This is a genomic window from Desulfomarina profundi, assembly GCF_019703855.1.
In the GTDB taxonomy this organism is placed as follows: domain Bacteria; phylum Desulfobacterota; class Desulfobulbia; order Desulfobulbales; family Desulfocapsaceae; genus Desulfomarina; species Desulfomarina profundi.
In genome coordinates this window covers 495,706-519,237 of the sequence record NZ_AP024086.1, presented here as the reverse complement: position 1 = coordinate 519,237, position 23,532 = coordinate 495,706, and the positions used below count along the sequence as shown (strand labels likewise).

The following is a 23,532-nucleotide window of genomic DNA, read 5'->3' as shown; positions in this document are numbered from 1 at the left end:
GTATTACTTGGTCTCTTTATGTGGAGTATGTACTCTACAAAACGGGCAATATTTATTGAACTCCAGTTTGTTTGGCGTGTTTCTCTTGTTTTTCGTCGTTGTATAGTTCCGGCGTTTACAGGTTCCACATGCCAGAGTCACGATATCTCTCATAATCTTACCCTATTCAATACATTAACCTGCTTGCCGAAACAAGCAGGTTAAAACAAATTATCGTGAATAAATCAGGAGAAAATCTCACTGATAACACCGGCTCCAACTGTACGCCCACCTTCACGAATAGCAAAACGCAAACCGACATCCATCGCAATGGGAGTAATCAGCTCAACCGTCGCAGCGATATTATCTCCGGGCATTACCATTTCAACACCCTCTTCCAGTGTCAGCACACCGGTAACATCAGTGGTCCTGAAATAGAACTGAGGTCTATATCCATTAAAGAACGGTGTGTGCCTTCCACCCTCATCTTTCCCAAGAATATAACACTCTGCCTTGAACTTGGTATGTGGGGTGATTGACTTGGGAGCGGCAAGAACCTGACCACGTTCAATTTCATCTCTCTTAATACCACGAAGAAGAGCACCGATATTATCTCCCGCCTGACCTTCATCCAGAAGCTTGCGAAACATCTCAACTCCGGTACAGGTGGTTTTCTGAGTTTCCTTGATACCAACAATTTCAACCTCATCACCAACATGGATAACACCGCGCTCTACTCTACCGGTAGCTACAGTACCACGTCCGGAAATGGAGAAGACATCTTCAACCGGCATCAAAAATGGTTGATCAACATCACGTTTCGGCTCAGGGATATAAGAATCAATAGCTTCCATCAATTCCCAGATGCATTTGGTTTTCTCTTCATCCTCTGGATTTTCAAGTGCCAGCAACGCCGAACCCTGAACAAAAGGAATATCATCACCAGGAAACTCATATTTATCCAGCAGTTCCCTAAGCTCCATATCCACAAGCTCAATCAGTTCTTCATCATCAACCATATCACACTTGTTCAGGAAGACAACGATTGCAGGAACACCAACCTGACGGGCAAGAAGAATGTGTTCCCTGGTCTGAGGCATAGCACCATCAGTCGCAGCCACAACCAGAATTGCGCCATCCATCTGCGCAGCACCGGTTATCATATTTTTGATATAGTCAGCATGACCTGGACAGTCCACATGGGCATAATGACGTTTTTCGGTCTCATATTCCACATGTGCCGTGGCGATAGTGATTCCTCTTTCTTTCTCTTCCGGCGCCTTATCAATCTCGCTGAAGTCAGTGAAATCAGCCTGACCTTTAGTAGATAAGACACGAGTAATCGCAGCGGTCAAGGTTGTTTTGCCATGATCGATGTGACCAACAGTCCCAACGTTGACATGCGGTTTAGTCCGTTCAAATTTTTCTTTTGACATCTTCTTGTCTCCTCAGGCCGTTAAAAAGGATTCTTTGCTTACCCCGACAAAAGGGGTCAGGCACCAAAACTGAAAAGCTTTTCCGCAAAAAAGCGGATGCTGCTCCCGACAGGCACCAGTAACACCCCACATTGAACTGGAGCCCACGACCGGATTTGAACCGGTGACCTCATCCTTACCAAGGATGCGCTCTACCGACTGAGCTACGTGGGCGCCATATCCAAATATGAGAAATAAAATGGAGCGGGAAACGAGACTCGAACTCGCAACCCTCAGCTTGGAAGGCTGATGCTCTACCAATTGAGCTATTCCCGCCCTGGGTATCTCTCACTTTACAAAGCAAAAGAAAATGTGGTGGAGGGGGAAGGATTCGAACCTTCGAAGGCTTGGCCGACAGATTTACAGTCTGTTCCCTTTGACCGCTCGGGAACCCCTCCAGGGGAAGTGTCTGAAAAAAGACAGGCACTTATATTCTCTTTTAACCACTTTGTAAAGTGTTTTTTTTAAATGGAGCTGGCGATAGGACTTGAACCCACAACAACCTCATTACAAGTGAGGAGCTCTACCAATTGAGCTACGCCAGCTTACAGGGTGAGAGAATATACTCACTTCAAAATCTTAATTCAATAAATATTTTCAATTTTAAGCTTTTTTCTTGAGCATATCCACGTGAAACCCACATACAATACTAAAAAACAACGGTATCAGTCAGAGTTACATCCAATAAGTAAAAGAATAATCCTTTCAAACCAGGTGGGAGTCCAAAAAAAAGGGCAGGATTCATTGAGAATCCGGCCCTTTTAAGGATCATCTATAGATACTATTTTTGTGCAAAAGCACTTTCTCTATACTTTTCAAAGGTATAAGCAGCCGTTCTGTAAATAAGGTGCGCCAGTTTGGTGTATGGCAAATAGAGGAAAAGCATCATTATTGCCACAAGATGGAAAAAATAAACTATATATCCCATGGTCGGCATACCTGCCCACCTGAGCAGTTCCGCTGCAAGCCCGGTAACACCCACTGCTGTGATTTCCCAGATTAGAAACCAGTCATAAAATGTTACTTTTGTATCAAGCTCCTGCTCAGCCTTTTTCCTGTTGCTCCACAGTACCGCTATACCAAAAATAAAAGCAACAGCAGAAACATTGGCCAGAATTTTAAAGGGATCCGTCAATGGAAGCGGTCCATGCAGCGAAGGCCAGATAAGACCGAGTACATCATTTTTTAGAAGTGACCAGCAGGTCACAATAAAGAGACCTATAAAGGCAAACATAAGTGGCAGATGCCCTCTTACCCTGTCTATATGTGTAGTACACTCCTTAAAACGATTGTGCTGAATGATCTCCACAATTGACGGCCATAAGAATTCCTTGGTAAATTGTACTGCTGATGGGCGATAATCCGGATTAACACCTTCATTTTCCGCCATGGCTTTCCACATTTTCGTAATACCCTTGAATGCGGAAAAAAGCCCGAGTCCCAGGGAAGGGACCATTATGAGAACAATAAAAAAGATATTCTTGGCATACCATTTAAAACTCCAGGTTCCAAAAAACTGCTGGTAACCATGGTGGGCAAAATCTTCCTGGGAAGGAATATGCATGGCCCCCGAAAGCAGCCACATGATCAGAATAACAATTACCGGGATACCGATCAACATGGGCAATCCTTTCGCACTTGATGCCAGCTTGGCTAGTGGCGCCGGCCAGCCGTAATGAGTATAGGCATAGGCACGAATCGCTCCGAGTACATCGCCGGGTTTGGCACCGCGTGGGCAGTTTGCAGTACAGTCACCACACTGATGACACAAAAATACATCCGGGTCAGCAATAAGCTTTTCCTTCATCCCCCATCCAGACCAGATCATTTCCTTACGGGGAAACGGGCTACCGTCTTTTGAAAGGGGACACATCACAGAGCAGGTGGCACATTGATAACACTTTTTCAGTGTATCCCCTCCTGCTTCCTTCAGAGATCTGATAAAATCTAAATCCGGTTGAACATTCATTTTCTTCCTCCTGCTATATTATCAAAAAATACATCATCTCAAACTTTGCCTTCTGGCGGCAGCATTGAACGCCACCATTTAAGTAGAATGGTGGCGTCATGATAAAAAACAGATTAGAAGCCTTTGAATGGATTTGGTCCCATTTCGACGATTTCCTCTACAAAATCATTAAGAATCTGCGGAATTTTGTCGTAATCGGTAATGGCAACCTGTTCAGCCGCACAACGCTCCGGCTCAAGACCGAGGGTTGAAAGAGTATCACCTATATTTTCCATACGCTTGTTTGCAATTTCAGATCCTTTTACGAAATGGCACTGGTAGTCATCTCCATAAGAGCATCCAAGCAGCATGGCACCGTCCATTCCGGCAGAAAGCGCATCCCTGATCCAGGCCATATTAACTGACCCCAGGCAACGAACCGGAATAAAGCGGATCATATGATTAATACCGTTCCTTTTCATTCCTGCCATATCGAGGGCAGGATACGCATCGTTTTCGCAGACAAACACAATTATTCTCAAACGATCGTCATCGTCTTCCGGAACTTCAACCGATTTAATCATGGAGCCGATCAAATCAATATTGTAATCCTTGAAACCAATAATTCTTTCAGGACATGCACCCATACAGGTACCGCAACGCCGACAACGGGTCGGGTTCGGCAGCGGCGTTCCTTTTTCATCGTCATCCAGGGCACCAAAAGGACATTCCTCTGTACACCGTTTACACTGGGTACATCGCTGCATGAAAAAATCGGGATAGGTCGCATCACCTGAACGCGGATGTACAGCCACACCACGATCCACTGATTCAATACACTGAATAGCCTTGAGAGCGGCACCGGTAGCATCGTCAACAGCCTCTTCCATGGTCTCCGCCTTTCTGACACCACCACAGGCATAAACACCGGTTCTCCTGGTTTCATACGGAAAACAGATAAAATGAGAATCTGCATAACCGTCAAAAAGGTCCAGATCAGAAAAGGCAGGTCCCTGCCGATAAGCGAGATTGATGGAATTTTCATTGGCTGTAACCGGTTCCATGCCAGCAGCCAGAACCACCATGTCAACATCCAGAGTCAGATTCTCACCCAACAGTGTGTTTTCCGCAGATACGCTTAATTTATCACCATTTTCCTCAACTTTCATTACCGTTGCCTTGGTCATGAAAATTCCGTCATGGAGCTGAACATTTTTATAAAACAGTTCCATATGACCGGGAGTACGCATATGCTGGTACAGAATAAACGCTTTACCGTCTTCATTATCCTCACATACATACTGGGCCTGTTTCAGAGCAACCATGGAAGTAACGGAGTTACAGTACGGAAAATCCTTATCGTGCTCTTCTCCACCGGGACTTTGAATGAACGCGACGTTTGCAGGCACCTTGCCTTCCTTGGAAAGTTTTTCAAACTCTGCATTGGTAACAACATTCTTCAAAGTTCCATGACCCAGATGTTCATATTGTGAGACATCAGCAGGTTTCCAGCCTGTGGCCAGAACAACCGAACCAATTTTGATAGCATCAGGATCAATTTCAGTATATTTTTGCAATCCATCATTGGGATCTTCCATCTCACCCTTTTCAATGAGATCCTGCTCGTCAACCGTAACTTTAGCAGGAGCATCCCACTCACTTTTGCTACCAGCATCCTTCAGAGTGACATTAAAATCTCCAGGAGCACCGGAAATACGGGCAACTTCCGTGCCTGTCTTTACAGTGATTTTTGAATTGCCTTCAATCTCTGCAATCAGTGCATCAATAGGATTCTCTTCAAGATCAGTCCATGGAGCCTTCGTGGGAAATGATTTTCTCCAACCATTGGCCTTACCACCGAGTTTGTCCTCTTTTTCAATCAGCAGAACATCATAACCGGCAGCAGCAGCTTCCTTGGCCGCGGTGAGACCAGCAAGACCACCACCCATGACAAGAATGGTCTTATGCAGCATTTCAAGCTGGAACGGTTCGGGTAATTCTGTCTTCTGCGCGCGGGTACAGGCCATTCTCATATAGTCTGCTGCTGTTTCCTGCAGATATTCAGCAGCTTCATCATCAGGCTCTTCACCCTCGGCGGGCTTAATTTCCGCCCAGACCACCTGCTCACGTAAATTTGCACGAACGGTAATCTTGTCATCACCGAAATTAAATTCGTCTGTCATTACCCGGGGAGAACATGCTCCAATAACGACGGTATTGATCCCATCGGCGATATCTTTTTCAATAAAAGCTCGCCCTTCCTGTCCACAGAGGCATTCATGACTTTTGCACTCCATGGACATCTCATCAGTTACAACCTCGGCGAGAGCCTCCATATCAAGCGCTTCCCCGATGCCACAACCGGAACATATATATGCACAATATGTCTTATCCATTGATAATTACCTCCTGGAAACCTGAATTGCCTTAAGGGCAGCAGCAGTTGATGATTGAGTGGTAGTAACGACATCCGCAGCCTTCTTTGCACAGCCTGCGGCTATCATCGCTTTTTCAGAATTGGTTATGACAAAACCATTGCTGTCCATATCGAGAGCAACAGGAGCGCCCTTAATATCCAGAGTCGGCTGCATACCGGTTGCCAACACTGCCATGTCCACTTTCTGAGATATTTTTTCAGCAGTGAGGGCATTCTCGGCGATAACAGTTACCCCGCCATCCGACTCCACTACAATATCTGCAACCTTACCTTTAATAAAAGTCGCCTTTTCATCGGCCATCCTGGCTTCACGAAATTTTTCGTATTTTCCGGGAGTTCGAAGATCTATGTAAAACACGTAAATCTGGGCATCGGGATACTGCTCACGCACATAACTCATCTGTTTGAAAGTTGCCATACAACAGATATGCGAGCAGTACTCAAGATGATTTTCATCCCTGGATCCTGCACACTGGACAAAGGCAATAGATTCTATTTCCTTTCCATCCCCGGGTCTGACAATGGTACCACCCGTGGGACCATTCGGTGCAGCCATACGCTCCATCATCATATTAGTAATAATTGCCTGTGAATCGGCGAAATGAAGATTTTCCATCCTGGTTGGCTCATATGGAGTCCACCCGGTGGCCCATACTATGGATGCGACCTTGACGGTTTTTGTCTCCACCTGCATATCCAGGTCAATGGCATTGTATTTACACGCAGCCTTGATCGCCTCTTCCCCAGCAGTACTCAGAGCTTCTTTTTTAACAACATATCTTCTCGGAAAAGCCATTTCATGAGGCAGATAGGCCGCCTTGCATTTGTCCATACCGAAATTAAATTCATTCTCAATTTCATCGGGACATGCATCACTGCAATCGCCACAAGCTGTACAATTACTGTTCACATAGCGGGGAGCCGTTTCCAGTGTAACTTCATAGTTACCTGGTGTTCCCGAAACTGACTTTACAGTTGTCAGGGTATATGTCCTTATTTTTCGATTGTCCTTGATGCGACGGAAATTGATTTCAAGTCCACAGCTCGGGGGACACAGTTTCGGAAAATATTGATTTAACTGGGCCACCCTGCCTCCAAAACTGGGGCTCTGTTCAACAAGAAATACATCATTCCCGACTTCCGCGGCTTCCAATGCAGCAGTCAAACCACTGATGCCACCGCCCACGACCAATATTGCACTGGAAGTGCCTTGCTCGTCAGTCATACCTTACCTCCATAATTGCTCATAAAAATATTGTACCGTTGACACACATTCACACAACATACCAAATATATGGAACGTATATCAACTATTGAGTGCAACAGAACAACCTGAGCTACCAAATCAGGTGAAACTCGGATCCTCTCTCCGAAAAAACTCTATTAAATAAAAGCTGTCTCAAAACACTGAAAATACAGCTGCGAGTCATCAATATCCGTACCGGATACGAAAGGCGAGTTTTTCAATCTCAAACAGATGAAATTCAGAAGAAATATGTTTAACCGTTTTAATTACCTTTGAAACTCGGCTTACATGAAAATGTAACTGTTTATCGGACTGAGTTCCGAATGTAATCAGATTTTGATTTATGTTGAGCAAGGTCAGAAATTCATTGCCCAACATAAATCAAAATCCCTTTTTACAAAAAAATCTCCAGAAGCCGTAGAGACCCCTGGAGATTTAACTTACATCATATCAACAGTAACCCTTGTTGACCATATTATTAGAGCCAGGGGTCAGTTTCGATGATGTTGATACACTCAACCTTCTCACACTTCCATTCCTGAGTTTCAGGATCGAAGGTGGAGTTTACAAAACACTTCCAGTTCTCGTCATCACAGGTTGGGTAATCAGACCTGTAATAGAAGCCCGGATAACGGGATTCCTTACGGAACTCAATGTGACGGATATGAGTTTCAACACACCAGATACGATGGTAGTTTTCCCAGCAGCGCAGGAGTTCATGCAGATCTCCGGCAGCCATTTTCTCAGCATCTTCACGGAGAAGCTGGAGGAGATCAAGGCAGATATTGAGCAATTTTCCGGAAGTCATGTAATAGGTAGCAACACCACCACCATACTCATCCGTTGCCTTCATAAGACGCATCATAAGACCGGCAGGCTTGCAGTAATTCGGATTTACGTCTGCGGCAGTAGAAGCACCGACGAAATCGTGGTACCGTTTTACTGGTGCATAAATCTCATCTGCAATCTCCTGGGGAGTCTGCTTGAGCTCCGGTGTAAAATCAGCATTATCACGACAGAATTTGACCATCTGCTTGGCGGCAATACGTCCTTCAGCATGGGAACCGGAAGAGAACTTATGACCGGAAGCACCAACACCATCACCAGCGGTAAACAGACCGTCAACAGTAGTCATACGGTTATATCCCCACTTGTACTTATGTACACGGGAATCGTTCTGTACATCGGGTACCCAGTCCTCTTCAGGACCGGAAGTCCAGATACCGCAACAACCGGAATGGGATCCAAGCATGTAGGGCTCAGTCGGCATAATCTCGGAACCTACTTTTTCAGGCTCAATATTCATACCAGCCCAGAGACCTGCCTGGCCAACAGACATGTCGAGGAAATCTTCCCATGCTTCAGATTCAAGATGTTTCCAGAACTTCTTCAGTTTCTTCTCGTCCATTCCTGCTTCACGACGCTCGTCAAGGAATGCATTCAGAGCAACATCGGTAGCCATGTAGATAGGTCCACGACCTTCTTTCAGCTCATTGATCATCAGGTGATTACGCAGACAGGTGGGAGTAACCGCAGATGCACCGTAAGGCATATAGTTGGCCAGCTCTTCCTTTGCCGCATCACCCATTGCATAGAACTCTCCAAGGCCGTTGGAAACTTTGGCTTTGAAAAGGAGGAACCATGCACCAACCGGTCCATAACCATCCTTGAAGCGGGATGGGGTGAAACGATTTTCCATCATGGTCAGAGTAGCACCGACCTGTGCACACATGGTGTAGGTGGAACCTGCGTTCCATACTGGATACCATGCACGTCCTTTACCTTCACCTGTTGAACGGGGACGGAAGATATTTACTGCACCACCACAGGCAACCATGGCAGTTTTACAGCGGAAAATGTGTACTTTGTTTTCACGGGTAGAAAATCCTGCAGCACCAGCGATCTGATTTGGCTTGTTCTTGTCGAGAAGCAGTTTCACGATAAAAACACGCTCAAGCACGTTGTCTGCACCAAGAGCGGTCTGTGCAGGCTCTGCAACGATGCACTTGTAGGATTCACCGTTAATCATAATCTGCCATTTACCGGTACGTACAGGAGTTCCACCTTCACGCAGACTCGGAGCAGGTTTTGCACCGTCCAGGTTTTCCCCGTCAGCATCCTTCTTCCATACAGGCAGACCCCATTCTTCAAACAGCTTGACAGACTCATCAACGTGACGACCACAGTCATAAATAAGGTCTTCGCGGACAACACCCATCAGATCGTTACGAACCATCTTGACATAATCTTCAATTGGATTCTCTCCGATGTATGTGTTAATCGCAGAAAGTCCCTGGGCAACAGCACCGGAACGCTCGAGAGAAGCTTTGTCAACCAGCATGATTTTCAGATCTTCCGGAGCCCACTTCTTGATTTCAAAAGCGGTTCCACAAGCAGCCATACCACCACCAACGATAAGAACGTCCACATCGTGTTCAACGATTTCCGGGTTCACATCGGCTTTGAGCTCACCTTTTGGTTTATTAGGTAACGCCATATTTAAATCTCCTTGGAATAATAAGATTTTTTATCAGTTAAAACCTTCTAACTTTACTTATTTAGGGGTAGGAAGATCGCTTTCAAGGAGCAGACATTCGTCGTCCAGGTTAGCGCCTTTTTCACCCACATAAGCATTGGCAGCACCTTCAGCGGTGGTGCGAATCGGGAACTTGAAGCGTTTCATGGTTCCATTACGGAATTTAACAGTCCACATGATGGAATCGGAAGATCTCATCGGATGAACCTGGCCGCCCATCGGCACGAAGTCATCATAACCCCGCACAAAAATAGCGCCCTGCGGACAGATTTTAACGCAAGAGTAACATTCCCAGCACGCATCAGGCTCCTGATTATACGCCAGCATTTCCTCAACGTTCAAAACCATCAGATCGTTCGGACAGATGTACATGCATGCGGTTTTATCTCCACCCTTGCAGCCATCACATTTGGAAGGATCTACATAACTTGGCATTAAACTACCTCCTCAGTTTGTATTAACTGTTGTGACCCTGAACCGACAAGGCCAACTTAAACTATGTACAATTGATACCACAAAAACCCTCAGCTCCATACAATTTTATTTAACAAAAGTATAAAATACTTTTACTAACATAAAAAAGGATGCAGCCAAGTATTGCTAACAATCATTTATTGACGTACAAATCTTGAAACCTGCACAACAATGAATGACTACTCATTTTCATAGAAGTTTTTTATATTAGGTTGCCTGATAATTGTCAAGGAAATTCATAAACGACTCTCCGCGCTTTAATCGTAGCTATTCCGCACTATAACCTGCCGCGGTTTTGCTCCATCAGCAGGGCCGATTACACCATCTTTTTCCATCTGCTCAATCATTCTCGCAGCCCTGTTATAGCCGACCCTCAAGCGCCGCTGCACCATAGAAATGGACGCCTGTCCCGCTTCCGTAACAATGGCAACAGCCTCATCGTAGCGTTCGTCATATTCATCACTTCCGGAACCATCCTTATCATTTCCATCCCGTTCGATTTCCTCGATCACCTCATCGTCATAACTGCTACTGCCCTGTTTTTTCCAGAAATCGACGATATCCGATGTCTCACTCTCGGAAATAAACGCCCCGTGAATCCGCTTGATCCTTGAAGTACCCGGCGCAAGAAAGAGCATATCACCGGCTCCGAGAAGATGCTCGGCCCCTGAAGTATCGAGAATCGTCCTGGAATCAATTTTTGATGAAACTTTAAATGATATCCTTGTGGGAAAATTGGCCTTGATTAATCCGGTCAGGACATCGACCGAAGGACGCTGGGTTGCTAAAATCATATGCATCCCCGCCGCTCTTGCCATCTGAGCAAGCCGTGCAATGGCCGCCTCAACATCCTTTGATGCCACCATCATAAGATCAGCAAGTTCGTCCACTACTATCACTATATACGGCAGCTTTTCCTCGTTATGTTCATTATAGGAATCAAATGATTTAACCTTGCTTTCCTCCAGCAGCCTGTACCGCCTCTCCATTTCTCTCACGGCCCAGTTCAGAGCACGTGAGGCCAACTTGGGATCAACTACAACCGGGTGAAGAAGATGTGGTATCCCCTCATATCCTGAAAGCTCAATTCTCTTGGGATCAATCATCAGGAAACGAACTTCTTCCGGCGTGGCATTGTATAGAATTGAGGCAATAATGGTGTTGATCCCCACACTCTTACCGGCACCCGTTGCTCCCGCAATCAAAAGATGAGGCATTTTTGCCAGATTTGCCATGGACAGATTGCCGACGACATCAAGCCCAAGGGCAATGGAAAGCTTATTCTGATTTTGCCGGTAATCCTCCGAACCAATCAGGTCGCGAATATATACAATCTCCCTGTTTTCATTTGGAATTTCTACACCAAGAGCTGCTTTTCCCGGAACTGACCCCACGACTCTCACTGAGCTGACTTTCAGCCCCAGGGCCAAGTCATCCGCAAGACCCACAATTTTATTTATTTTTATACCGGGGGCGGGAGCATATTCATACGTTGTAACCACAGGACCAGGAGAAATACCTACAACCTTTCCCGATACTCCAAAATTTTTTAATTTCTGCTCAAGCTGCTTGGAAAGTTTATAGTAAACTTCCTTCTCCACCTTGGCATGAACCTGTTTGTTTTTGCTGAGAAGCGACAGCGGCGGCAGTTTCCAGTCTCCCCTCGCCACTGGCCTGGCCGCAAATTCTTCATCCTCCCGGCTCCTTTTGACACCCGTCGAAAACTCTTTCAATTCTGGGACTGCCTGTGTTCCCACGACCGGTTCCTGCTCCCCGATCATTTTCTTTTTTTTCTTTTCCTGATTGTTTTTATGTTTTACTGTTCGCTTCTGTTTTTCGGTTTCTTTTTTCCGGGGATCCTTTTTAAAAAGAGAAAAGAATTTCCTGATAATTTGCCAGACCAGTCTGACGCTTTCATAGAGAGAAAACTGGGTAGTCAGCATAAGTGCAATCAGAAAAAAAAGGCTGAAAACCATGACAGTACCACCACTGCCTATGACAGACCGCAGGAGAACAAAGCCGGTTCTCCCCAGGAACCCACCGGTATCGAGGAATTTCGGGTCATTGATTGCCAGACTGGACAGCAGTCCGCAAAAGGAGATAAGGGCCATGGAAAGGCCGGCAATGACCTGGGGAAGCCTGTCAAAGGACATCCTTGGTCTGAAAAAAAGAAGGGACAGCAGCAGAGTTAGACTGGGAAGCATATAGGCACCCCAGCCTGTAAAATCGAGCAGCAACCCGGCAAGGAGAAGACCGATTTTCCCACACCAGGAAGTGCCCAGTTCAAAACTTACGGAAAAAAGACTGAGAAAAATAAAAAGTGAGACAAAGATTCCAAAAACGGCCAGTGCCTCCTGCTTCAGCCCCGGTCGTTTCTGATCAGTTTTGGGAGCCATGTATATTACCCCGTTTCCATTGAATACAGATGAATGAACAGCCGAGCGATGTCATTGTCATATCCGAACTGCGTGAATTTTCAACATTTCGGATCCGGATCTCCATGATTTCATGAAGCCGTCATGGATTTGGATGAATGAAGAGAAGAAACCGTAAAACCTACCGGTTCAGGAGAGGGTTTACAAAAAAAGCATTAGAATTGCAAGGAGTTCACAGCCTCGTTGTCAAATCCTTGCGAAAAACATTGTGACAGAACCAGCCGTTCAGCGAACCTGACACAATGTTCACGGGAAATCCGGCCTACTGAAGATGAGCTCGTACTGCATCAAGAACTCCATTTATAAACCTGGGAGACTCGTCACCCCCAAATCGTTTGGCAACCTCCACTGCTTCATTTATAGCCACCTCCGGCGGTACATCCCCAACATGAAGCATTTCATACACCGCAATGCGCAACAGATTTCTATCGGTTGGTGCTAATCTGGGCAGCCGCCAGTGGGTGGCACATTTCTCAATGATTGAATCAATTGATTCCAGTTCAGATAAAACTCCTTTAATCAGGTCATAACCATAGGGTCGTGCCTTTCTGTTCACCTGGTACAAAGAGCAGAAAAGGCCATAGCTATCCAGCAGAGCCCCCTCATCACCCACATCTGCCACTGCAACAAAATCATTCTGATAGAGAAACTGCAGTGCTGCCTCTCTCGATTTCCGACGTGTTCCCATTATCACACCAAAATGGCTGAGAAAAACCCTAATAAATTACCTGATTTGGTTCACAACTCAGCCTGAGGGGGTAGCAAAACCGTCTCCAATCCGGCTGAGTATCAAGGGTAATCTGTATAAAATTACCTTCCTGCTGCATCAAATCAATGCAGGCTTTCAACCAGATTGGCCATCTCTATAGCAGCAACTGCTACCTCAGCACCCTTATTGCCAGCCTTGGTGCCACTTCTCTCAATGGCCTGCTCAATTGTTTCCGTCGTCAGCACCCCGAAAAGAACAGGGACACCGGTTTCAAGACCTACCTGGGCCGTTCCTTTGGAAACCTCATTGACCACAACGTCAAAATGGGGAGTGGCCCCCTGATAACAACACCCAGTACAATGACTGCATTATATTTCTGTGAACCGGCCAGACGCTTGGCAATCAGCGGAATTTCAAATGCTCCCGGCACCCGCACGATATCAATATCGCTCTCCAGGGCTCCCGATCGAACCAGGCTGTCCAACGCCCCTTCAAGCAGTTTTTCACTGATGAAGGAGTTAAACCGTGCAACAACTACTGCAAATTTTTTCCCATCAGCCTTAAGGCTTCCTTCAATAATATTCGCCATATTTTCACCTTACAATTTTTCAAAAGGTCCGATTGAACAATTTTTTTTATCAACCAACCCCTCTCAATCTTCAACAGCTATAAGATGCCCCATGCGGTCCCGCTTACAGAGAAGATATCCCTTGTTTTCTTCTCCGGCAGGCATCTCCAGCGGAATACGCTCAACAACCTCAATACCGTATCCTTCCAACCCGACAATCTTCTTGGGATTATTGGTCAGGATAGCCATTTTTTTTACGCCGAGATCCCGCAGAATCTGGGCTCCTATACCGTAATCCCGCAAATCACTTTTAAAGCCGAGTTTATGGTTTGCCTCAACTGTATCCATTCCTTCATTATCCTGAAGGCAGTAGGCTTTGAGTTTATTCACCAGACCTATTCCTCTTCCCTCCTGACGCATATAGAGGACAATCCCGGCTCCCTCCTGATCAATCATTTTCATCGCCGCTTTAAGCTGCAACCCGCAATCACACCGGGAAGAACCAAACACGTCTCCGGTAAGACACTCGGAGTGAACCCGGACAAGGACCCTTTCAACCTGGCTGATATCCCCTTTGACAAGAGCGATATGTTCGTGGCTGTCTACAGAATTCGTATAAATAACTGCCTTAAATTCTCCCGCATGTTCCGTGGGTATCCTTGCCTCGGCTTCCCGTTTAATCAGGACATCTTCACGCAATCTGTATTCGACAAGATCGGCAATTGTCGCAATCTTGAGATTATGTTTTTCAGCGAATTTTTCAAGATCCGGCATGCGGGCCATTGTACCGTCATCGTTCATGATTTCACAAATGACACCGGCAGGAGTCAGTCCAGCCAGCCTGGAGATATCAACAGAGCCTTCCGTCTGCCCGGTTCTGACCAGCACGCCACCATCCCTGGCCCTGAGAGGGAAAATATGACCGGGGCTGATAAGATCGCCGGGCTTAGCATCAGGGGCAACAGCAGCCTGGATCGTACGTGCCCTGTCGGCCGCTGAAATCCCGGTGGAAACACCTGTCCGTGCCTCTATACTGACCGTAAAACCGGTGCCGTAAGGAGACTTATTGTCATTCACCATCATGGGAAGCTGCAGCTTGTCCACAAGCTCTCCACACAGCGTCAGGCAGATCAAGCCCCTGCCGTAGGTTGCCATGAAATTAATGGCCTCGGCGTCAACGGCCTCGGTTGCCATATAAAGATCACCCTCATTTTCACGGTCTTCGTCATCGACAAGAATTATCATCTTGCCATTCCTGATATCCTCAATTACCTCTTCAATTGGACTCACAGCCATAATATTCACACTCTAAAATTGATGATCTTGTAAAAAGTCGTTCAACGTTCTCAGATGGACTCTGGAAAAACTTCGATATACAAGGCGTGGCGGTGTCGTGTAAGCGCAGGCGTACATAGAGTACGTCGAGCATTACACGATCACCCCACAACGCAGTAGATCGGAGTTTTTACGAGTCCATCAAAATTCCAGATTTTCTTTCATCCAGGTATACCTGTACCTGAATTCCGGTTATACAAATCCATGCTTTGCCAGAAAACCGGGTCCGATACCTTCCCCTTTATTCTCAATATTCCGATCTTTCGATGAAAAAAGAAGCTTCTCCACATATTTCCCTATAAGATCAACTTCTATATTTACCCTGTCACCCACCGTCAACTCTCCCAGCGTCGTGACCGCCAGGGTATGAGGAATTATGGAAACAGCAAAAATACCAGGCCTGCAACTGTTCACTGTCAGACTGACACCGTCAATGGTAATGGACCCTTTTTCAATCACATACCTGTCCAGTTCCGGAGTAAGAGAAAAGGTAAAGATTGTATACTCCCCGGCCTTCTCTATGGTTTTTACCCTGGCCATACAGTCCACATGACCGGCCACCATATGCCCTCCAAGTCGATCAGACAACTTCAGTGCCCGCTCCAGGTTGACATTGTCACCCTGATTGAGCAAACCAAGTCGGGTGCGCTTGAGGGTTTCCGGAGAAACATCAGCCTGAAAACTGCGACCCTTTATATTATAGGCTGTCAGACATGTTCCACTGACTGCAATGGATTCTCCCTCCACAGGATCTCGAAGATCAAATCCGGCCTCAATGGCAAACACAAGACCACCACCAACCGATTTCTTTGCAACGAGTCTGCCAACCCCCTCTATTATTCCGGTAAACATGACAGGTCTCCTCGACAGATCAACCTTCCTTCTCCAGACGTTCAGCCTTTTCAATAAGGCCCGCTGCTATATTATTATGCTTGAAATTTTTATGAATGGAAGCAGCCGTCCTGTAAGCATCCGCCGCACCGTTATTATTTCCAGAATCGATATAAATTTCAGCGAGCAGTTCAAGGGTTGAAACGGCCCCCTGGGGATCGCGATTATCCTGATACCAGTCAAGAACTTCAAGGGCCTGTGATACTGCCTTATCATACTGCTCAAGACCACGATAAGCTCTAATGATATTTTTTGAAACAGCGATAAGACTCATCCTGTCATTGGACTTGTCACAGATTGCAAACGTCTTCTGAAAATGTTCCAGGGCAAGGTCATACTCTTTTTTGACCAGACAGACAAGACCCAGTTGATTGCAGGCATTGGCCACTCCTGACTCATCGTCTCTTTTTTCAAACCCGACCAGGGCGTTATGCAGTGCAACTGCCGCCTGACCCGGATTATTATTTTCGAGAAAACGTTTCCCCTCTTCATACTCGGCCTGCACGGAATCAGTCACTTTCTTTTCCGCCCCATCCCCGGCAACCGGAGCAATCGACTCAATATTCTGTAACTTACTGCTCATCTGACAATCCTCCATCAACGTAACTGGTCACAGGATTTGTAACTATGTGTTTTCATTTACCTTACCTCTGTAAGTGGTCAGGGGTGCCGTAGATTCGTGCAGGCGTGACTGGACGCTATAGCCCACTATGCGGGCAGTCGCGACCGTGCGAATATGCGGTACCCCTGATCACTTACCCATCAACGGCACGAATAGCATCCACAGCAGCCTTGCCAACTGTCATGGATACAGGTTCCCCGTCCTTATAATATATAAATTCCTCACCATCTTCCTGCAATTCCGCAAGTTTTCCCCTGACTTCCTTTGCCCTGATGTTCCCCATAAGACGCACACAGTTACCCCGTACACCTGCATCAGGGTGTTGCAGGAAATCAAAAAGACTGTAGAAGGGAAGGTTTCTGATCAGGTCAGGCCGGTTTTTTGAGACTTCAGCCAATGCCCAGAGCACCTGAGTCCGGGTGGAGGGTTCGTGGATATAATTGAGAAGATGCCTGGCAAACGCTCCAAAAATATCCGGTCGCATGGAAACAATATAACCGATGGTTTCCACCATTCCCCATGGAGTTGCCGCAGAGTCGGAACAGGCCTCAAACAGCCTGTGAAGGAGTTCCGACACCTGCCCCGGTTCACGACTTGACAGCCTGGCACAGACCCGCCCCGTGATCCAGGCCACATACCAGCGGTTCTCTTCCACCGGGTCATAGAGAAGTCTCTGCAGGAGACGAAGTCCTTTTTTATCCCCGAAACAGAGGGCAACAAGACCTTCCACGTCACCCTGGCTGACCAGCCCTTTAATCTGTCTTTTGGTGATTTTTTTCCTGACCGTGTCTTTCTCCGGAAGCGGCTCAATCTCCGCCCTGTCTTCTTTCAGAAGAGCCTGGAGTGTTTCGTTGGTGATTTCCCTGTTTTTCTGTTGTATTTTTTTTGCAATTTCAGAGACATCAGTATGCAAACGAACAAAATAAAGCACCCCGCGAACGGCCCTTCCATCGATATTTTTCTTGGCAACGACCTGATGGGTCCGCTCATCATAATTCTCTATCCGTCCGGTCAGATAATCCTCTTCCGGAAGAAGCTCCCAGGCGAAATCGCTGTTGCCGTCACAGGCGTACATGAGTGCTTCCACCATGGCCGCCCCCACATTGTGACCGGTTGCCTCACAGGCATATACAGCCCCACACTGACACTCCCCCATGGGAAATTCGTACATCTGCCTCTCCGGGCTGTCCGTTGCCCTGCCTACCTTCTGCCCGCAAAACGGACACCAGGGATCTGTTGTTACTATATCTTTAGCCATCTGCCCATTGCTGATAAAAATGAAAACCCCATTCCTGTATTTCGGAAAGTGAAAATAACTACAGGCCCGAATAATCAGCCGAGCTTTTCCGCAAGACTGGCGGCAAATTTGGGATCAACTGAGTAACCCAGTTCCTTTGCCTTATCCAGGTGTTCTTTCGCTTCTGAATATTTTCCGTTGAAATACAGGGCAACGGCCAGATTATTATGACCAAGCGAAGAATCGGGATCCAGCTCCAACCCCTTTCTTGCCGCTTTCTCAGCACGCTCATCTTCCCCTTTCATGGTCAGAACCGAGGTGAGGTTCATCCAGATATTGGCAAGTTTCGGATCGCACTGCAGGGCTTTTTCATACGAAGCAATGGCCTTATCAAGCTCATTGCTCTGTTGATAAATCAGACCAAGATTGGTATGTGCCTGGGCATTTTCCGGCTGTACTTTCACGGCATTCTCATTAAGTTTCCTTGCCTTTTCAAGATTACCCCTGCCGAAATAGATTGCTCCAAGATTAATCATGCTCTCACAACTTAAATCATCAATCTCAATGGCTGTCTCGAGAGCTTTTATGGCCTCGTCAATCCTGCCCGCCTTCATATACACCAGACCCAGGTGATGGAAGGCCATTACAGAGTTGGGGTGTTCCTTGCATTTTTTTTCCAGTTCCGCTATTACTTTGGATAAATCTTCCTGCAGCTGTTCAGACATAATTTTCCTCAAATTTTCTCTATCTATAAAAACAACCCGCTGTTTTTTACAGACGGGATACAGTTTTGTGTACTCTTTGACCTGTCATTTCCCCGGCCGCCTACAATATAGACACCTTCCCTTTACTTGCAACCTAAAATACAGTCGGCACCATCAACGATTGAACCTTTCCCCGCAGGTTGACTGTAATTTATCTTTTTCTGCATGGAGAATCTGTTTTGCCTGTTTGACATCCTTTTCAATCTGAGCGGCCAGTTCCTTCACACCGGGAAATTTACGCTCACTTCTGAGAAATTTAATCAGATTGACTTTTATGGGTTTACCGTAAATATCTTTGTTAAAATTAAAAATATGCGTCTCCGCCACCAGCTGGTCTTCCCCGAAAGTCGGATTGCGACCGATATTGAGGATTCCTCCATAACAATGCCCCTCACATATGACCTGGGTGACGTAAACACCATGCTTGGGCACAAGATCCTCCCGATCAAACTTCAGGTTGGCCGTGGGAAAACCAATCTCTTTTCCCCCACGCTGTCTGCCGACACGAACCGTCCCGCGAATCTGATAATACCTTCCCAGAAGAGCGCAGGCATCCGCCATCCTTCCATTCATCACAAGCTGCCGTATTTTCGTGGAACTGACAAGTTCACCTTTTTCATAAAAAGGATTAATTATCTTAACCGGAAAACCAAATTTTTCTCCTTGTCTCCTGAGAAACTCAATATTACCGCTCCTCCCTTTGCCAAAGGCATAATCATAACCGACTACAAGCTCCTTCAGCCCGAGCTTTTCCACCAGATAATGCTCCACGAAATATTCAGCAGTGGTTTTCGCAAACTCAAGGGTAAAGGGGATGACAAGCAGAACATCTATACCGGCCATCTCCACCAGTTCAATTTTCTGCTCAATGGTCGAAATCAGTTTTATCCCTTGCGGCAGTAAAATCTGAAGTGGATGTGGATCAAAAGTTATCGCCACACTTGTCCCGTTTTTCTTCGACACACTTTTCACAACCTCTGCAAAAAGCTGCTGGTGACCAAGATGTACACCGTCAAAATTTCCTATGGTTACGCAAGCTCCCTTCAGTGGGCTGCTGATCTCACCAATATCTCTATAAATTTTCATAAACCATTTCAGGATACATATTTTTTTTTTATTGGGTCAAGAAAGTCTTGACAAATAACCGCTCAGGGTTCATATTCTACCGCACTTGCCGAAGTGGCGGAATTGGTAGACGCGCTAGGTTCAGGGTCTAGTGAGGGTATCCTCGTGGGAGTTCGAGTCTCCCCTTCGGCACCATTTAAATTTCAAGGCTTTATCCCAGTAATAATGGGATAAAGCCTTTTTTTGTGTCTTCATACTTTTCCTCCTCTCTTGCTGTCTTTTGCTGTTTTATGCTATTTTGGTTACAAAATGAAGCAAAATTGGAGCAAAATTGGCTCGAATTGAAAAACGAAAATCAAATGCGGAATAAGCTATCTGGCGACAGTACGTCGAAAAGGGTTTGAAACCGTTGCCAGGACTTTTGATACCAAAGGAGAAGCTATCGCCTGGGCAACCGTTGTTGAGCAGGATATGAAAGATCAGCGGTATCAAAATCCGCGAAGGGCCATGAATACATCCCTTGGCCCAGCTTTGGAAAAATACATTAACACCATTTCTCAAAAAAAAGCAATTAACACTCATGTCCCGTTCTGCAATGGCAGACGCAATACAACAACAAGTCCTCCATCTGTATGGTTGCGGGCTTCAATGCTTCCACCATGCATTAATACCGCCTGTTTTGCAATGGCCAGGCCTATACCATTCCCGCCGCTGTCCCGATTCCGCGATTCTGCCACCCTGTAAAACGGTTTAAAAATCTGCTCAAGCTTGTCCTCAGGCACGCCAACACCATGATCTCTGATGCGTATTGTCACATGCCCCTCATCCTGTACAACCTCAACGTCAACAACTGTTCCTGCTGCGGTGTAATGTAAACCATTGCGAATCACATTTTCCAGCGCCCTGCCGAGCATCTCTCTGGATCCCAGAACCATGGCATTATCAAGAGTTCCAAGCTGCACCCTTCGGTCAAGACCGGCTGCTTCAAAATTGGCATCGCCTGCTATCTCCTCAACCAGCTCCGAGACGTTCAGCTGTTCCTTTTCCTTATTGTCCACCTTTCCTTCGAGCCTGGTCAGGGTGAGCAGCTGCCCGATGAGGTCGTTCAATCTGTCCGACTCCTTTTCAATTCGCAGCAAATAAGATTCTGCATTTTCCGGTTGCCGCCGAACCAGTTCCAGCGACACATTCATTCGGGTTAAAGGGGAACGCAGTTCATGGGAAATATCTCGCAGTAAGCGTTTCTGCGCTTCAATCAGAAATGCTATCCGTTCAATCATGGTGTTGAAATCCCTGCTCAAATCAGCAATTTCATCTTTCCGTCCGAGAGGCAGGGAAATGCGAACCGAAAAATCTCCCTTGGCCATCTGCTGAACCGCAGCACGCAGATAACGAACCGGGGCAGTCAATGATCTGGCCAGCAGGTAACAGCCGGTGGCAGCCACAAGCATCATGATAAGAAGCGGCAGCCCAAACGGGAAATGAAAAGAAAAGTCATTAAACTGTTTCCGGTTCTGTATTCCCTGTGGAAAAGAAGGCGGCCAGGTGATTCTGGGAATAGTTCCGATCAAAACAGTTTCTTTCCAGCCTGGAACTTCAAAAGGCTTTGCCACAATAATTGCTGTTTCCTCTATAATATATTGAATATCAGCAGAACGATGGACTGATTCAACAAGATCAGCTGCACCAGAGGGCAACTCCCTGCCGGAAAACGTACGACCGTCTGCCTTGACTATAAAAATATGGTCATCAGCATCCTGCTCAATCTCGATCAGGTAAGAGACAAGCTCCTGCTCACCACCAGTTTCCAATATTTTTACTGCTGCAATCCCTGTCACCGCCATGGTGTGGAGAACAGACTGGTACTGATGCTGCTCCAGGCGATTTTTCAACTGGGCATAGGGACCAATCTGTGCCCAGTAGGAAATCGCCGCAGTTGTAACACTTGCCAGAAGTGTGATAAGCAGAAAACTCAGAAATATTTTAATAAAAAGGCTGCGCATAATCACGAATCTTTCAGGTTCAAAGTGTACAAGTAGCCGACAGAACGGACAGTTTTAATCCGTTCCCTGTCATATACCCTGTGACCAAGCTTTTTACGCAGGCTGCTGACATGAACATCAATACTACGATCAAAAATTTCCAACTCCCGCCCCAGTACCTTCCGGGTCAATTCGTTACGTTCCATAACATTGCCGGCATGTTTCATCAGTTCATACAGTAGAGAAAACTCTACAGCCGTAATCCTGACATCCTGGTTGTTCTGTTTTACCGTTCGCGTGGAAACATCTATTATAATATCATCAAGCTGAATCCTGGATGGTGTAGTTTCTTCAACCTTTTCAACAAATTGCACACGGCGGCAGATTGCATGAATCCTGGCTACAAGTTCACGGGGATTAAAAGGTTTGGGTAGATAATCATCAGCCCCCATCTCCAGCCCGATAATCCGGTCAATATCTTCACCTCTGGCAGTGAGCATCAGCACCGGCACCTGCGAGGAAAGCCTGAGACTACGCAGAAGATCAAACCCTGTCATGCCCGGCAGCATCACATCAAGCACCACCAGGCTGTGTTCTTCAGACAGCGCACGTTGAAGACCAATATGGGGATCATGAACGGTTTCAACGTCAAACCCTTCCGACTCTAAAAAATCACTTACCAACTCGCAAAGTTCCCTGTCGTCATCGATAACCAAAACCTGTTTCATACCTTCCACTCCCTCCGGCAATTCAAATTTCCGGATACTACCGCACCCTCTTTTTTTCCAACAACGTACACTACTTTACACCAGGAACAACAATGATGCTGACTGTTATCTGCCGTACCGACCTTTGCGATGGATGATTCTTCAGCTATGAGCAATGAAGAACTCTGTACAATGGTGCACCATACGGAATGCAGGTGAAGCAGAACACAACCCGTTTCGTACGGAATGGCAGCAACAGACAAACAATACAACATCTCCAGAACATCGGCAGGATAGCAGACGTCGAGACAATGCTTCTGCTAACGGTAGGAGCACAACAGGGAAAGGGCCTGGAGTTTAGAGTTTCAGAGATTTGTGGCACGAGCCCTCCGCCGATAATACGAAACTCTGAACTCCAGTTCAACGAGATTACTGATCAAATATGGTTGCCTTGTTTTCTATCTTCATAATCCGGTCACAGTATGGGAGCATTCTGTCATCATGGGTTACCATAACAATTGCCACCTTCTGTTCCACTGCAATCTGTTTCAGCATTTTTACCACATCCACTGAGCGCTGCATGTCAAGAGCCGCTGTCGGTTCATCAGCCAGGATGATTCGCGGATTATTGACCAGTGCCCTGGCAATGGCAACCCGTTGGTTTTGTCCACCTGAAAGTTGGGAGGGCATCGCTTTTTCCTTATCCCCAATACCAAAATAACGGAGTAACTCCATGGCCCTTTTCTGTGCTGCCTTTTCATTGATCTTGTTGGCCTGAGGGAGCAGAGTCAGATTGTCAATGATATTCAAAAACGGAATAAGGTAATGCGCCTGAAAGATAAACCCTATTTTCTCCCTGCGTATTTTTCGGGTTTCATTGGTCAACCATCTGTTATCATATACTTTTTCTTCACCAATCCAGATCTTTCCCGAGCTTGGTTCTTCGACACATCCGATCATCATGAGAAGGGTCGTTTTGCCTCCTCCGCTTGGGGCGATAAGGCCGATCAGTTCACCCTTGTTGATAGTAAATGAGGCATCCTTAATGACCTCAACAAGGCTGTCACCATCGCCAAAGGACTTATGGAGGTTTTCAACCCGTATAGCTATATTGTTCTTCAT

The 23,532-nt window shown here is 46.3% G+C and carries 18 protein-coding genes, 5 tRNA genes and 1 pseudogene; 1 reads left to right on the top strand and 23 read right to left on the bottom strand.

Features of this window, described 5'->3' with window-relative positions; all coding sequences use genetic code 11:
• Nucleotides 1-3 precede the first annotated feature (3 nt).
• From rpmG to LO777_RS02165, 20 genes and pseudogenes are all read right to left on the bottom strand, one after another.
• A complete protein-coding gene (gene rpmG, locus LO777_RS02260) occupies nucleotides 4-156 on the bottom strand; it encodes a 50S ribosomal protein L33 (protein ID WP_407929111.1) in 153 nt (50 codons plus the stop codon).
• Between the two features lie 68 nt (nucleotides 157-224).
• The gene (gene tuf, locus LO777_RS02255; RefSeq protein WP_228855950.1) at nucleotides 225-1,415 is read right to left on the bottom strand and encodes an elongation factor Tu; all 1,191 of its coding nucleotides are present in this window, start codon (nucleotides 1,413-1,415) and stop codon (nucleotides 225-227) included.
• Between the two features lie 137 nt (nucleotides 1,416-1,552).
• Nucleotides 1,553-1,628: transfer RNA gene (locus LO777_RS02250), tRNA-Thr, on the bottom strand.
• Nucleotides 1,629-1,654: 26 nt separating this feature from the next.
• Nucleotides 1,655-1,730, bottom strand: a tRNA-Gly gene (locus LO777_RS02245).
• A gap of 37 nt (nucleotides 1,731-1,767) precedes the next feature.
• Nucleotides 1,768-1,852: transfer RNA gene (locus LO777_RS02240), tRNA-Tyr, on the bottom strand.
• A gap of 71 nt (nucleotides 1,853-1,923) precedes the next feature.
• A tRNA-Thr gene (locus tag LO777_RS02235) sits at nucleotides 1,924-1,999 on the bottom strand.
• 236 nt (nucleotides 2,000-2,235) lie between these two features.
• On the bottom strand, nucleotides 2,236-3,423 hold the full coding sequence (gene qmoC / locus LO777_RS02230) for a quinone-interacting membrane-bound oxidoreductase complex subunit QmoC (protein ID WP_228855949.1): 1,188 nt from the start codon (nucleotides 3,421-3,423) through the stop codon (nucleotides 2,236-2,238).
• 113 nt (nucleotides 3,424-3,536) lie between these two features.
• Nucleotides 3,537-5,798 (bottom strand): hydrogenase iron-sulfur subunit, encoded by a 2,262-nt coding sequence (locus LO777_RS02225; protein ID WP_228855948.1) that lies wholly within the window; start codon nucleotides 5,796-5,798, stop codon nucleotides 3,537-3,539.
• A gap of 6 nt (nucleotides 5,799-5,804) precedes the next feature.
• On the bottom strand, nucleotides 5,805-7,064 hold the full coding sequence (locus tag LO777_RS02220; RefSeq protein WP_228855947.1) for an FAD-dependent oxidoreductase: 1,260 nt from the start codon (nucleotides 7,062-7,064) through the stop codon (nucleotides 5,805-5,807).
• Between the two features lie 499 nt (nucleotides 7,065-7,563).
• Nucleotides 7,564-9,582 carry an adenylyl-sulfate reductase subunit alpha gene (gene aprA, locus LO777_RS02215; RefSeq protein ID WP_228855946.1) on the bottom strand — a complete coding sequence of 673 codons (2,019 nt, stop codon included), beginning with the start codon at nucleotides 9,580-9,582 and terminating at the stop codon, nucleotides 7,564-7,566.
• A 57-nt stretch (nucleotides 9,583-9,639) separates the two neighbouring features.
• Nucleotides 9,640-10,056, bottom strand: coding sequence for an adenylyl-sulfate reductase subunit beta (aprB, locus tag LO777_RS02210; protein WP_228855945.1), 417 nt, complete (start codon nucleotides 10,054-10,056; stop codon nucleotides 9,640-9,642).
• A gap of 296 nt (nucleotides 10,057-10,352) precedes the next feature.
• Nucleotides 10,353-12,491, bottom strand: a complete 2,139-nt coding sequence (locus LO777_RS02205; RefSeq protein ID WP_228855944.1) for an FtsK/SpoIIIE family DNA translocase — start codon at nucleotides 12,489-12,491, stop codon at nucleotides 10,353-10,355.
• 301 nt (nucleotides 12,492-12,792) lie between these two features.
• Nucleotides 12,793-13,218, bottom strand: coding sequence for a transcription antitermination factor NusB (gene nusB / locus LO777_RS02200; RefSeq protein ID WP_228855943.1), 426 nt, complete (start codon nucleotides 13,216-13,218; stop codon nucleotides 12,793-12,795).
• A gap of 143 nt (nucleotides 13,219-13,361) precedes the next feature.
• Nucleotides 13,362-13,828: pseudogene (gene ribH / locus LO777_RS02195) on the bottom strand (6,7-dimethyl-8-ribityllumazine synthase).
• A gap of 63 nt (nucleotides 13,829-13,891) precedes the next feature.
• The gene (locus tag LO777_RS02190; protein ID WP_228855942.1) at nucleotides 13,892-15,103 is read right to left on the bottom strand and encodes a bifunctional 3,4-dihydroxy-2-butanone-4-phosphate synthase/GTP cyclohydrolase II; all 1,212 of its coding nucleotides are present in this window, start codon (nucleotides 15,101-15,103) and stop codon (nucleotides 13,892-13,894) included.
• A gap of 231 nt (nucleotides 15,104-15,334) precedes the next feature.
• Complete coding sequence (locus tag LO777_RS02185; RefSeq protein ID WP_228855941.1) at nucleotides 15,335-15,994, bottom strand: riboflavin synthase; 660 nt, start codon at nucleotides 15,992-15,994, stop codon at nucleotides 15,335-15,337.
• 19 nt (nucleotides 15,995-16,013) lie between these two features.
• The gene (locus LO777_RS02180; RefSeq protein WP_228855940.1) at nucleotides 16,014-16,616 is read right to left on the bottom strand and encodes a tetratricopeptide repeat protein; all 603 of its coding nucleotides are present in this window, start codon (nucleotides 16,614-16,616) and stop codon (nucleotides 16,014-16,016) included.
• Nucleotides 16,617-16,788: 172 nt separating this feature from the next.
• Nucleotides 16,789-17,913 carry a DVU0298 family protein gene (locus LO777_RS02175; RefSeq protein WP_228855939.1) on the bottom strand — a complete coding sequence of 375 codons (1,125 nt, stop codon included), beginning with the start codon at nucleotides 17,911-17,913 and terminating at the stop codon, nucleotides 16,789-16,791.
• A 74-nt stretch (nucleotides 17,914-17,987) separates the two neighbouring features.
• A complete protein-coding gene (locus LO777_RS02170) occupies nucleotides 17,988-18,617 on the bottom strand; it encodes a tetratricopeptide repeat protein (protein ID WP_228855938.1) in 630 nt (209 codons plus the stop codon).
• Nucleotides 18,618-18,770: 153 nt separating this feature from the next.
• Nucleotides 18,771-19,742, bottom strand: a complete 972-nt coding sequence (locus LO777_RS02165) for a bifunctional riboflavin kinase/FAD synthetase (RefSeq protein ID WP_228855937.1) — start codon at nucleotides 19,740-19,742, stop codon at nucleotides 18,771-18,773.
• 87 nt (nucleotides 19,743-19,829) lie between these two features.
• Here LO777_RS02165 and LO777_RS02160 point away from each other — a divergent pair.
• Nucleotides 19,830-19,916 (top strand) — tRNA-Leu (locus LO777_RS02160).
• Nucleotides 19,917-20,299: 383 nt separating this feature from the next.
• On the opposite strand, the gene LO777_RS02155 is transcribed toward LO777_RS02160, so the two are convergent.
• The 3 genes from LO777_RS02155 to LO777_RS02145 all read right to left on the bottom strand — a co-directional run bounded on the left by LO777_RS02155 (nucleotide 20,300) and on the right by LO777_RS02145 (nucleotide 23,532).
• Nucleotides 20,300-21,724: an ATP-binding protein gene (locus tag LO777_RS02155; protein WP_228855936.1), complete on the bottom strand. Its 1,425-nt coding sequence runs from the start codon at nucleotides 21,722-21,724 to the stop codon at nucleotides 20,300-20,302.
• 2 nt (nucleotides 21,725-21,726) lie between these two features.
• Complete coding sequence (locus tag LO777_RS02150) at nucleotides 21,727-22,431, bottom strand: response regulator transcription factor (RefSeq protein ID WP_228855935.1); 705 nt, start codon at nucleotides 22,429-22,431, stop codon at nucleotides 21,727-21,729.
• Between the two features lie 408 nt (nucleotides 22,432-22,839).
• Complete coding sequence (locus LO777_RS02145; RefSeq protein ID WP_228855934.1) at nucleotides 22,840-23,532, bottom strand: ABC transporter ATP-binding protein; 693 nt, start codon at nucleotides 23,530-23,532, stop codon at nucleotides 22,840-22,842.